The 12,065-nt window shown below is 74.0% G+C and carries 11 protein-coding genes; 3 read left to right on the forward strand and 8 right to left on the reverse strand.

Annotated features, from left to right (window positions below):
- Positions 1–158: 158 nt before the first annotated feature.
- Complete coding sequence (locus E6R60_RS00200) at positions 159–818, reverse strand: DUF3000 domain-containing protein (protein ID WP_136324272.1); 660 nt, start codon at positions 816–818, stop codon at positions 159–161.
- Between the two features lie 92 nt (positions 819–910).
- Between E6R60_RS00200 and hemE the strand changes: the two genes are divergently transcribed.
- The gene (gene hemE / locus E6R60_RS00205; RefSeq protein ID WP_136324273.1) at positions 911–1,984 is read left to right on the forward strand and encodes a uroporphyrinogen decarboxylase; all 1,074 of its coding nucleotides are present in this window, start codon (positions 911–913) and stop codon (positions 1,982–1,984) included.
- A 28-nt stretch (positions 1,985–2,012) separates the two neighbouring features.
- On the opposite strand, the gene E6R60_RS00210 is transcribed toward hemE, so the two are convergent.
- Entirely contained in the window at positions 2,013–3,395 is a 1,383-nt protein-coding gene (locus E6R60_RS00210; RefSeq protein WP_136324274.1) for an FAD-dependent oxidoreductase, read from the reverse strand.
- 83 nt (positions 3,396–3,478) lie between these two features.
- A complete protein-coding gene (locus E6R60_RS00215) occupies positions 3,479–4,426 on the reverse strand; it encodes a DUF4349 domain-containing protein (protein ID WP_136324275.1) in 948 nt (315 codons plus the stop codon).
- 127 nt (positions 4,427–4,553) lie between these two features.
- Between E6R60_RS00215 and hemG the strand changes: the two genes are divergently transcribed.
- Together hemG and hemQ are read left to right on the forward strand one after the other, a co-directional pair.
- Positions 4,554–6,053: a protoporphyrinogen oxidase gene (gene hemG / locus E6R60_RS00220; RefSeq protein ID WP_136324276.1), complete on the forward strand. Its 1,500-nt coding sequence runs from the start codon at positions 4,554–4,556 to the stop codon at positions 6,051–6,053.
- Positions 6,054–6,057: 4 nt separating this feature from the next.
- Complete coding sequence (gene hemQ, locus E6R60_RS00225; protein ID WP_136324277.1) at positions 6,058–6,792, forward strand: hydrogen peroxide-dependent heme synthase; 735 nt, start codon at positions 6,058–6,060, stop codon at positions 6,790–6,792.
- Between the two features lie 145 nt (positions 6,793–6,937).
- On the opposite strand, the gene E6R60_RS00230 is transcribed toward hemQ, so the two are convergent.
- The 5 genes from E6R60_RS00230 to E6R60_RS00250 all read right to left on the reverse strand — a co-directional run bounded on the left by E6R60_RS00230 (position 6,938) and on the right by E6R60_RS00250 (position 12,042).
- Positions 6,938–7,729 carry a TIGR04222 domain-containing membrane protein gene (locus E6R60_RS00230; RefSeq protein WP_136324278.1) on the reverse strand — a complete coding sequence of 264 codons (792 nt, stop codon included), beginning with the start codon at positions 7,727–7,729 and terminating at the stop codon, positions 6,938–6,940.
- Positions 7,730–7,793: 64 nt separating this feature from the next.
- Entirely contained in the window at positions 7,794–8,810 is a 1,017-nt protein-coding gene (locus E6R60_RS00235) for a TIGR04222 domain-containing membrane protein (RefSeq protein WP_136324279.1), read from the reverse strand.
- 5 nt (positions 8,811–8,815) lie between these two features.
- Positions 8,816–10,147, reverse strand: coding sequence for a DUF692 domain-containing protein (locus E6R60_RS00240; RefSeq protein ID WP_136324280.1), 1,332 nt, complete (start codon positions 10,145–10,147; stop codon positions 8,816–8,818).
- A 132-nt stretch (positions 10,148–10,279) separates the two neighbouring features.
- Positions 10,280–11,029 carry a DUF4142 domain-containing protein gene (locus E6R60_RS00245; RefSeq protein ID WP_136324281.1) on the reverse strand — a complete coding sequence of 250 codons (750 nt, stop codon included), beginning with the start codon at positions 11,027–11,029 and terminating at the stop codon, positions 10,280–10,282.
- Between the two features lie 266 nt (positions 11,030–11,295).
- Positions 11,296–12,042: a peptidyl-tRNA hydrolase gene (locus tag E6R60_RS00250; RefSeq protein ID WP_136324282.1), complete on the reverse strand. Its 747-nt coding sequence runs from the start codon at positions 12,040–12,042 to the stop codon at positions 11,296–11,298.
- Between the last annotated feature and the right edge of the window lie 23 nt (positions 12,043–12,065).

Below are 12,065 nucleotides of genomic sequence, written 5' to 3' on the forward strand. Positions count from 1 at the left end.
AGAGGAAGATCACTATTTGGTGAGTAACAATTCGGGCAAATAGGACGCGCGATCGATTGTACGAAAAGAGAGCCGGTAGCTGTACGAAGTTTGTGTGACGCTCTGTCACGGGCAGGGAAGGGCGACCCGGAGCCCCCGGGGCCGGGGAACCGAACGCCCTAGGAGACCTGCGGCCCGCGCCGCTGCGGAAGCGTCACCACCGCCGCGTCCACCGGCTCCGAGGGCGGCAGCCCGGCGATCTGGCACAGCAGGTCGCCCCACGCCATCAGATGGGCCGCCGTGTCCGGCACACCGGCGCGCCCCTCGCGCGGCGTCCACGAGGCCCGGATCTCGATCTGCGTCGCCGGACGCCGGGTCGCCAGCGCCCCGAAGTAGTGCGAGCCCGCCCGGGTGACCGTGCCGCCGGCCTCCCCGTACGACAGACCGCGCGCCTCCAGCGCACCGGTCAGCCACGACCAGCACACCTCCGGCAGCAGCGGGTCGGACGCCATCTCCGGCTCCAGCTCGGCGCGCACCAGCGTCACCAGCCGGAAATTGCCCTGCCACGCCTCGTGCCCGGCCGGGTCGTGGAGCAGGACGAGCCGGCCGTCCGCGAGATCGTCCTCGCCGTCGACGACCGCCGCCTCCAGCGCGTACGCGTACGGAGCCAGGCGCTTCGGAGGCCGCGTCGGCTCCACCTCCAGCTCGGGACGCAGGCGCGCCGAGCGCAGCGCGTCGACCGCCGAACCGAACGCGGGCGGGACGGAACCACCCTCCGCACTGTCCGTGCCGTCAGCACCATCGGATTGATCGGAGAAGTGTCCCTGCGCCGGAGCCATGCGGGGAAGAGTAGGCGGAACCGGAGCCTCGCGCGCGGAAGGACACCCGTGCGGGGCGGGGCTCATTCGGCACGCATGCGAAGATTCGGTGCGTGAGTGCCATTGACCGCCCCTCGGGCCACCAGACGAAGACCTCCGCCACCCACGACTCGGTGTTCCTGAAGGCGTGCCGCCGCGAGCCCGTGCCCCACACGCCGGTGTGGTTCATGCGCCAGGCGGGGCGCTCGCTGCCCGAGTACCTGAAGGTGCGCGAAGGCATCCCGATGCTCGAGTCCTGCACGATGCCGGAGCTCGTCGCCGAGATCACGATGCAGCCCGTCCGCCGCCACAAGGTGGATGCCGCGGTCTACTACAGCGACATCGTCGTCCCGCTCAAGGCCATCGGCATCGACCTCGACATCAAGCCCGGCGTCGGCCCGGTGATCGCCGAGCCGATCCGCACCCGCGCCGACCTCGCCCGGCTGCGCGACCTCACCCCCGAGGACGTCCCGTACGTCACCGAGGCCATCGGCCTGCTCACCGCCGAGTTGGGCGCCACGCCGCTCATCGGCTTCGCCGGCGCTCCGTTCACTCTTGCGAGCTACCTCGTGGAGGGCGGCCCGTCCCGCAACCACGAGCACACCAAGGCCCTGATGTACGGCGACCCGGAGCTCTGGGCCGACCTGCTCGACCGCCTCGCCGAGATCACCGGCGCCTTCCTCAAGGTCCAGATCGACGCCGGCGCCTCCGCGGTGCAGCTCTTCGACTCCTGGGTGGGCGCCCTGGCCCCCGCCGACTACCGCCGCTCCGTGCTGCCCGCCTCGGCGAAGGTCTTCGACGCCGTCGCCCCGTACGGCGTCCCGCGCATCCACTTCGGTGTCGGCACCGGTGAACTGCTCGGCCTCATGGGCGAGGCCGGCGCGGACGTCGTCGGCGTCGACTGGCGCGTCCCGATGGACGAGGCCGCGCGCCGCGTAGGCCCCGGCAAGGCGCTCCAGGGCAACCTCGACCCCGCCGTGCTCTTCGCCCCGACCGCCGCCGTGGAGGCCAAGACCCAGGAGGTGCTGGACGCGGCCGCCGGCCTGGAGGGCCACATCTTCAACCTGGGCCACGGTGTGATGCCGTCGATGGACCCGGACGCGCTGACGCGCCTGGTCGAGTACGTCCACACCAGCACCGCGCGCTGACACCGGCCGCCCGGGAGGCGGGCGCCGCTCAGGCGGTGCCGGCCTCCCGCAGCGCGGTGACCGTCTTGCGGGCCGCCACCAGGACCGGGTCCCAGACGGGGGAGAACGGCGGGGCGTAGCCCAGGTCCAGCGACGTGATCTGCTCCACGGTCATCCGGGCGGTGAGCGCCACCGCCGCCGTGTCCACCCGCTTGGCCGCCCCGTCACGTCCCACGATCTGCACGCCCAGCAGCCGCCCCGTGCGGTACTCCGCGAGCATCTTCACCGTCATCGGCCGCGCCCCCGGGTAGTAGCCGGCCCGGCCCGTCGACTCGATCGTCGCCGTGACGAAGCGCAGACCCACCGCGCGGGCGTCCTTCTCACGCAGACCGGTGCGGGCGATCTCCAGGTCGCAGACCTTGCTCACGGCGGTGCCGACCACGCCGGGGAACGTTCCGTAGCCGCCGCCGACGTTGGAGCCGATGATCTGGCCGTGCTTGTTGGCATGCGTGCCCAGGGCGATGTGGCGCGTGCGGCCCGCCACCAGGTCGAGGACCTCGACGCAGTCGCCGCCCGCCCAGATGTTGTCGTGACCCGCGACCCGCAGGGACAGATCGGTGAGCAGCCCGCCGTGGGGGCCGAGCGGCAGTCCGACGGCGCGGGCCAGGGTCGTCTCCGGCTCGACGCCGATGCCGAGCACCACCACGTCCGCCGGGTACGACGCGCCGTCCGTCTCCACGGCGCTCACCCGGCCGTCCGCACCGGTACGGATCGCGGTGACGGCCGCGCCGTTCACCGTCGTGATCCCGAGCCCGTCCATCGCCTCGTGGACGAGGCGCCCCATGTCCGGGTCCAGCGTCGCCATCGGCTGCCGCCCGCGGTTGAGCACGGTCACCTCGAAGCCGTGCTTCAGCATCGCCTCGGCCATCTCGACGCCGATGTAGCCCGCACCGACGACGACCGCGCGCCGGCCCTTCGCCCGGTCCAGGGTGTCCAGCAGCGCCTGCCCGTCGTCCAGGGTCTGCACGCCGTGGACCCCGGGCGCGTCCATGCCGGGCAGGGCGGGGCGCACCGGACGGGCCCCCGTCGCGATGACCAGTTTGTCGAAGCCGGTCCACGAGGTCTCGCCCGAGTCCCGGTCCAGGGTGCGCACCCGCTGCCCGGCGACATCGATCTCCGTCACCTCGGTACGCGTCCGCAGGTCGATGCCGCGGGCGCGGTGCTCCTCGGGGGTGCGCGCGATCAGGTCGTCCCGCTGCTCGACGTCACCGCCGACCCAGTACGGGATTCCGCAGGCCGAGTACGAGGTGAAGTGCCCCCGCTCGAAAGCGGTGATGGCCAGCTCGTCGGGGCCCTTGAGCCGGCGTGCCTGGGACGCGGCGGACATGCCCGCCGCGTCACCCCCGATGACCACCAGTCGTTCCGCCGCCATGCCAGATCCCTTCGACGCACCTGCGAAGGGCCCACGCTACGGCGCGGCGGATCCCGGGGGCGCGGCGGCGCCCCCGGGGGCCCTCACTCGCCGGCCGCCGGGGGCTCCCCGGCCGCCCTGCCCCGGCGGCGCAGCAGCCGCCACACGACGAGCAGGACGGCCGCGACGGCCAGGAACGGAGCCGTGGCGCCCACCACCATGGCCAGCCAGCGCAGCATCGTCAGGAAGGCGTGCCAGCCGCCGCTCAGCGCGTCCAGCAATCCGGGGTCCCCGTCCTCCTCCGGCGCCGCCTCCGGTTCCGTCAGGTCGAGCGTGATCGTGGCCAGCGTCGTACGGTCCTTGAGCGAGGCCTGCTGGGCGAGCAGGGACTCCAGGGATGCCTGACGGCTGCTCAGTTCGCCTTCCAGTGTGACGACGTCGGAGAGTGTGCCGGCCCGCTCCATCAGCTTGCGCACCCGCGCCACACTGGCGCGCTGGGTGGCGATCCGGCTCTCCACGTCGACGACCTGATCGGTGACGTCCTTGGCGGTGGACGTACGGGAGAGCAGCTTCCCCGCCCCGGCGAGCTCCCGCAGCACGTGGTCGTTCTCCTCCTGCGGCACCCGCAGCACGAGATGCGAGGAGTCGTGCGTGTCGTCCACCTGCTCGGTCGTCTCGTCGGCGACCAGCCCGCCCGCGTTCTGCGCGACGGTACGGGCGGCGGCGGCGGCCTTGGACGCGCTCCTGACCTCCACGGACAGGGACGCGGTACGGATGACGTGCGGGGCCGACCCCGGAGCCGGTGTCTTCGGCTTCCCCGACTTCGCCGAGCCCCCCTCGGCGTCCGGTGCCGCCTCGCCCCCGGCGTCCGCCTTGTTCTGTCCGGTGGCGGACACGGCGCGCTCGTCGGAGGCCGCACCGGAGTCGCCGCCGTCGGAGCCCGCGCCGCATCCGCTCAGCGCGAGGACGGCGGTGAGCAGCCCGGCGGCGAGCGCGGTGCCCGAGCGGCGGGCCGCCCGTCTGCCGGTACGGGTGATGGGTACTTCGTGCATAACTGTCCCCCCAGGACGGGTGATTGCTTGCTTCGGTTCGACGTGCGGGACGGCGGTCCGGGTTTCGCGAAACCGGTGTCGAAGCGGTCACGGTCGGGACTCGGAAGAGGTTTGAGAGAGTGGGGGCATGCAGCGTTCAGCACACCGCGCGGACAGGGCCCCCGGTCACGTCGTCGTCATCGGCGGCGGCATCGCCGGACTCGCCGCCGCCCACCGGCTCCTGGGGACCGGCCTGAGGGTCACCCTCCTGGAGGCGACCGACCGGCTCGGCGGCAAGCTCATGACCGGCGAGGTCGCGGGCGTACGCGTCGACCTCGGCGCCGAGTCGATGCTCGCCCGCCGGCCGGAGGCGGTCGCGCTGGCCCGCGCCGTCGGGCTCGGCGACCGGCTCCAGCCGCCCGCCACCGCCACCGCCGCGCTGTGGACGCGGGACGTGCTGCGTCCCATGCCCAAGGGCCATGTGATGGGGGTCCCCGGCGACCCGGCGGTGCTCGGTGAGGTGCTCTCGCCCGAGGGCCTCGCCCGCGTCGCCCGGGAACGCGACCTGGCCCCGACCGCCGTGGGCGACGACGTGGCCGTCGGCGCGTACGTGGCGGACCGGCTCGGCCGCGAGGTCGTGGACCGCCTGGTCGAGCCGCTCCTGGGCGGCGTGTACGCGGGCGACGCCTACCGGATCTCGCTGCGCGCCGCGGTGCCGCAGCTCTTCGAGGTCGCCCGGCAGGCGGGCTCCCTGCTCGACGGGGTGACCCGCATCCAGGAGCGGGCCGCCGCCCGGCAGCAGACCGGACCGGTCTTCCAGGGGATCGACGGAGGGATCGGCACCCTGCCGGGCGCCGTGGCCGAGGCCGTGCGCGCCGGCGGCGGCGAGATCCTCACCGAGACGCCCGTGCTGGGCCTGACCCGCGGTGCCGACGGATGGGACGTCCGCACCGACACCCGGGTGATCAGCGCCGACGGCATCGTCCTCGCCGTCCCCGCGTGGTCCGCCTCCGCCCTCCTCGCCGCCGAGTCCCCGGCCGCTTCCGCCGGGCTCGCGGGCGTCGAGTACGCGTCGATGGCTCTGGTCACCCTGGCCTTCCGGCGCTCCGACGTGACGGGCTCCCCGGCCTTCGACGGCCGCTCCGGCTTCCTGGTGCCCCCGGTCGACGGCCACACCATCAAGGCCGCCACCTTCTCCACCCACAAGTGGCAGTGGGTCGCCGACGCGGCGCCGGACCTGTTCGTCCTGAGGACCTCGGTGGGCCGCTACGGCGAGGAGGAGCATCTGCACCGCGAGGACGGCGAGCTCGTCGACGTGTCGCTGAGCGACCTCGCCGCGGCGACCGGACTGGCCGCGAAGCCCGTCGCCACCGAGGTCACCCGGTGGATCGGCGGCCTGCCGCAGTATCCCGTGGGCCATCTCGGCCGCGTCGCCCGGATCCGGGAGGAGGTCGCCGTACTGCCCGCGCTGCGCGTCTGCGGCGCGGTCTACGACGGGGTCGGCATCCCCGCCTGCATCGCGAGCGCCCACCGTGCCGCGGACGAGATCGTCCTGGACCTCGCGGGAGGGAACGGCGCGGGGGACGCCGGAGAGATCATCGCCACTCCGACCCTGGTTCAGGGCACCCGGAGCGAGGCGGGACAATAGCCGTATGAGTGCTCCTGAGACTGTGACATCAAGCAAGGCCCCCAACGCCGGCAAGAAGGCGAAGGACCTCAACGACGTCGTCCGCTACACCCTGTGGTCCGTCTTCAAGCTGCGCGACGTGCTGCCCGCGGACACGGACCGTGCGGCGTACTCCGGCGAGGTCCAGGAGCTGTTCGACCAGCTCGCGGCCAAGGACGTCACCGTGCGCGGCACCTATGACGTGTCGGGCCTGCGCGCCGACGCCGACGTCATGATCTGGTGGCACGCCGAGACCTCGGACGCGCTGCAGGAGGCGTACAACTTCTTCCGGCGCACCCGGCTGGGCAAGAGCCTCGACCCGGTCTGGTCGAACATGGCGCTGCACCGCCCCGCCGAGTTCAACAAGTCGCACGTCCCGGCGTTCCTCGCCGACGAGACGCCGCGCGACTACATCAGCGTGTACCCCTTCGTGCGCTCCTACGACTGGTACCTGCTGCCGGACGAGGACCGCCGCCGCATGCTCGCCGACCACGGCAAGATGGCCCGCGGGTACCCGGACGTGCGCGCCAACACCGTCGCCTCCTTCTCCCTCGGCGACTACGAGTGGGTCCTGGCCTTCGAGGCCGACGAGCTGCACCGCATCGTCGACCTCATGCGTCACCTGCGGGCCTCCGAGGCGCGGATGCACGTCCGCGAGGAGGTCCCCTTCTTCACCGGCCGGCGCAAGTCGGTCGCGGACCTGGTGGCCGGGCTCGCGTAGCGAGCGGGTTCCGATCACCCCAACCCGGAAGATCAGACGGCGGAACCCGCGGTACAGCGTGCCGCCCGCCGTTCCAGCGACACCGGGTTCGGCTTCCGGTGCGGCGCGCCTCCGGCGCGCCGCACCGGTGTCTTTCACCGGCTGGTCACGGGATGATCCGTGCGCCGCCCCCGCCGCCGAGCGCGGCCCGCAGCGCCGGGTCGGCGAGCGCGCGCACCCCGCGCACGGCGACCGCCACCAGCACATCGCCCTCAGGACCATCCGCGGCGGCCGTGCGCGCGTCCAGAAGCCGCTGTCCGGCGGGGGACGCCCAGGCGCTGTACGGATGCACTTCCATCCGGGCGACGGCCAGGCAGCCCAGGGTCAGTACGAGCGGCAGTCCGAACCAGGCGAGCACGGGCATCCCCGAGCCGCCCGGGTCCCGCTCGCGCCCGGGTACGAGCAGCGCGGCGGCGCCGAGCGCGGCTGTCAGCACAGCGGCCCCGCGGACCGCGCGCACCGCCGACGCGATGTCCGCCCCCGCCCCGCGCGGAAGCGCCAGTCCCGCGGCGACGAGGCGGTCGGCGAGGGCGCGCACGGCGTCGGCCGCCGCCGCTGCCGTGCGGACCGGCGGTATCGGGGACTGGCCCTGCGGGCCGATGGCGCGGATCACCGTGCGCTCCACCTCGTCACGGCCGTCCGGGTCGACCACCGTCGCCCAGCCGGTGTGCGCGAGCAGCAGCCGCCGGCGCAGATGCAGGGTGACGAGCGCCAGATCGGCGACCCGGTGCGGGCCGCCGGCCAGGAAGGCGGTCTCGTACAGCGTGAGTCCGGGGCCTTCCGCAGCGTGGGGCGAGCCTCCCCGCGGCGGGCTCACGCGAGCGGCGGCGAGACAGAGCCGGACACAGGAGAGGGTCGCCGCGCCCCATGCGACCAGCAGGAACAGAACCCAGAGCATGCCGGAGTCGTATGCGAGGGCGGGACGGAGCGCCAGGGGATTTCAGGATGCGGACAGCGACCGCTCAGGAACTGCTGCCGCAACTGGAGCCGCAGCTGGAACTCGAACTGCTGCCGCAGCTGGATCCGGAGCCGCAACTGGAGCCCGAGCCGCAACTGGACCCGGAACCGCAGCCGGACCCCGACGACCCGCACCCGCCGCCCCCGCTCCCGCCGCTGCTTCCGCAGCCGCCGTCGCCGGGGCTCGACCCGGCGCACCACACCGCCGGCACGAGAAGCAGTGCGGAGGAGTCGGACGAGTGATGCGACGGTGAGGACGAGTTCAGGGGCCCTCCCGCGGGCCGCATCCGGGCCGCCGTGATCAGGTGCGCCCGCAGCGCCGGGTCGGTGAGCGCCCGCGGCCCGGCCATGGCCACCAGGTGCGCCGCGTCCGTCGCGTACGCGTGAGCGGTACGGAACTCCGCCGCTGCCCGGCGCCCCGCCTTGGTGATCCGGGCGCGTGCGCTGCCCGCGACGACCAGCCCGATGACGGTGCCGGCGGCGAGGGCGGGGAACACCAGGAGGAAGAACGGGAAGGTGTCGGAGTAGCCGTCCGACCCGACGGCCTGCGCGATGGTCAGCACGAAGGCGACCGGGAAGCCGAGCAGGCAGCCCAGCCCCTGCGCGAGACCCCAGCGGCGCCACTTCCGGTTCGCCCCGGGAACGTTGAGCAGACCGCGTTCGGCGAGGCCGTCGCCGAGCTCCTGGACGGCGGGATGGCGCATCACCGCGTTCCGCAGCGTGTGCAGGGCTCCGCTGGGAGCCGCGGCCTGCTCCTGGAGCACCGCCCGCTCCACCGGGTCGTGGGCGACGGCCCGCTGGACCGCGGCGATCCCGGGGCCGCCGACGACCAGCCGGCCGTCCGCCAGCATCGCGGCCAGCGCGGTGTCCACGACCCGCCCGGGGCCGCCGTTCAGGAACGCCACCTCGGACAGGTCGTGGGCAGGGCCGTCGAGGCCGCGGCGGGCGCGGCCGGAGCCCAGGATCAGCAGCGTCGAGGAGACCGCCACGGCGAGCGTGAGGACCAGGGCCAGTACGTTCATCCCGGTCACCTTCCTGCGAGTACGGAACGGGCCGCACGGGCAAGCTGGGCGGTGCGGCGGGGCGGGCGGGCAGCGGCCCGGTCCTGCCACCAGTGGGTCAGCCGACGGCGGGCCGCCTCGTCGGCGGGGAGGCCGGCGATGAGCAGCCGCTCGGCGAAGTCCAGGGCGTCGCGCCGGTATCCGGCGGACATCGGACGGCTCCTGGCGTACGCGAGGAACGCCTCCCGGTAGCCGCGGCCCAGGATCTCCGGGAGCTCGGGGGCCACCTTGGCGACGACGTCGGCGCGCTTGGCGGCCAGGGCCCGGCTCTGGACGCCGAGGCGGCGGTGGTCGAAGCCCTCGGGGGCGGGGGTGCCGGCGACGAGGGCGGAGAGCAGCGCGGTCTGCGCGACCGCCACCCGGTCCCGCAGCGCCTCCGGGTCCCCGGCCCCGTTCCCGGGCCGCACGGTCCGCGCCGTGCCGGGGGCGGGCGGTCCGGCACTCGACGGGCGGGGAGCGGGCCGGGGCGCGCCGGCCCGGCGGGCGGCGAGGGTGTCGCGGATCGCGTCCAGTTCCCCGGCCAGCGCGGCGGGCGGCGGGAAGTCGTCGTCGCGCTCCAGCAGGACCCCGGGCGGGGCGATACGGGAGCGGAGTTCGGCGAGGACGTCGAGCACGGGCCCCGTGACGGGGTGGGCGTGGGTGTCGTGCCAGACGCCGTCCTTCTCCACGCCGCCTGCCACGTGCACGTACGCGATGGCCTCCACGGGCAGTTCGTCTAGGGCGGTGGCGGGGTCCTCGCCCCGGTTGACGTGGTTCGTGTGCAGATTCGCCACGTCGATCAGCAGCCGCACTCCCGTGCGTTCGACCAGCTCCGCCAGGAACTGCCCCTCGGTCAGCTCCTCGTCCGGCCAGGAGATCAGCGCCGCGATGTTCTCCAGCGCCAGCGGCACCGGCAGCGAGTCCTGCGCCACCCGCACGTTCTCGCAGAGCACGTCCAGCGCCGCCCAGGTACGCGGCACGGGCAGCAGGTGTCCCGCCTCCAGCACCGGTGACGCCGTGCGCGCGCCGCCCGCCCGTACGAAGGCGATGTGCTCGGTCACCAGGGGCGCGCCCAGCAGGGTGGCGCGCGCCGCCAGGCCGGCGAGCCGCCCGGCGTCGGGGCGGTCGGCCCCGCCGAGGCCGAGCGAGACGCCGTGCGGGACCACGGTGACGCCCCGCTCCCTGAGCCGTACCAGGGAAGCCGGCAGATGGTCGGCGCAGAGGTTCTCCGCCACCGCCTCCACCCAGTCGATCCCCGGCAGCGCCTCCACCGCGTCGGCGATCTCCGGCCGCCAGCCGATCCCGATTCCCAGCTCCATGGTGTCCCCCTCCGCCGCTCTGTGCAGGGGTCATGGCCCCGCCGCGCGGCGGTGAACCCGAAGAAGGGGACGTTCAGAGCTTGATTTGAGGTTCCCCGGCTCCTGGCGGGCCCGGCCGGCGCGGTGCGCCTGTCAGGGCATCGGCATCGGCATCGGCATCGTGGAGGGACGCGAGGTGAACGACTGGTCCCCGGTCGGGGCCGCCGGGACCGGCTGCGGCAGGACCGAGCCCCTCGGCGCCACCGGCGGTCCGCTCGGGCTGGCCGTCGCCGTTCCCGCCGCCTCGCGGGCCAGGGCGTCGAAGTCGACGAAGCCGGTGGCCTCCAGCATGGTGATGTGGTCGAGCACGGTCACGTTGGCGTCGCTCGCCAGCTGCCGGATCAGCGAGTTGCGGGTGGTGTGGCGTACCTGGGCGATGAGCGCGAAGACCTTTCCGTGCGCGTTCCGCAGCAGGTTGGCGAACTTCCGCTCGTACTCCTGGCCGCTCGCCGCGGTCATCTCCCGCAGCCAGCCCTGCTGCTGCTCCGTCGGCTGGTTCGGCAGCTCCACACCCAGTTTGGCGGCGACCTCCCGCGACCTGCGGTCCAGGTCCGTGTGCCCGACGACCAGATGGTCCCCGGCCGCCTTGATCGCCTCGGTCGGCGCCCGTTCGATCGCCTGCTGCCCGGCGGGCAGCTCCCACAGTCCGGCCAGGCGGACCTTCACCAGGAATTCCCGGTCGGTCGCGGAGAGCGGGCCCCACTGGGTCGCGGTGGTCGACGCGTCGAGGTTGGCCTGGCCGGTGCCGGAGCGGTCGGCGTACGACCAGACCGGATAGGCGAGGGCGCCGAGCGTGGCGACGAGCGCCGCGATGATGAGGGCCGTTCCGTTGATGCGTCGCACAGAGGTCTCTCCCGGGCCGAGGCGTGACGGCGTCCAATCAACCGCCGGTGGCAACGGCCGGGTACTGACCGGCCGTTCAACCTACTGGGCAGTATCGCCAGTGCGGCGGCGTCAGGAGGTACGTATCGGCGAACCGGATCGTTCAGGGAACCGGGAGGAATCCGCGGACGGGGGCGAGGCGGGGCGACGCGGCCCCCCGTCCGCAGGGGCGCTCGGCCCGTCCGCCGTTGGCGCGAGGCATGCGCCGGCGGTGGCCGGCCGGGCGGTCAGCGGCGCAGGGCCGGATGGTCGGCGACCACCGTGCACGAGCCCGGGGCGATCTCCGTGAACCCCGCGTCCTGCACCACCGGCAGTCCGCTCACCGTGAGTTCGCGCCAGCGGGCCGCGTCGGGCGTGGCAACCGAGAGCGGGAAGCCCGCCTCGCGCCACGCCTTGCGCTCGGTCTCCGACAGCTCCCACCAGGCGAGCTGGGCACCGTGACCGGCCTGTGCCATCTCCTTGCCCGCCGACATCCCGAGCTCCGGGTTCAGCCAGAGCACCGGCCCCGCGAGGTCGGGCGCGGCCGGCGCTTCGGGGTCGTCCAGATCCGTGCCCGACACCTGGAGCTTCGCGAGCTCCTTCGGCCAGCCGTCCAGCGGCACCGGAGGGTAGACCCGCACCTCGGCCTCGTCCCCCACGACCGTGATCCCGGGAAGGGCGCAGGCCTTCCGCCACTCCGCTCCGCGCGCCCGTCGCACCACCTTCCGGATCCGGGCGTCCTGCCAGTCGCGCATCACCTGGGCCCACTCGCCCTCGCCCGTCGACCGCTCGTCGGAGAGCATCACCAGCACCGCCCGCGCGGCCGTGCGCAGCGCGTCGGTACGGGCCGGGGGCGCCGTCTTCTCGATGTGAACCACCAGCGGGAGCACGTACTGAGGTGCTTCGTCACGGTTCGTCCGCTCGGAGCGGAAGGGGCTGTCCGCCGGCGGACCGGCGGGAACGGAAGGGGACTCGGAGATGTCGTCGCTGCTCACCCGTCCAGTCTGCCAGCCGCCCC

This window comes from Streptomyces sp. A0642, assembly GCF_004795105.1.
Classification (GTDB): Bacteria; Actinomycetota; Actinomycetes; order Streptomycetales; family Streptomycetaceae; genus Streptomyces.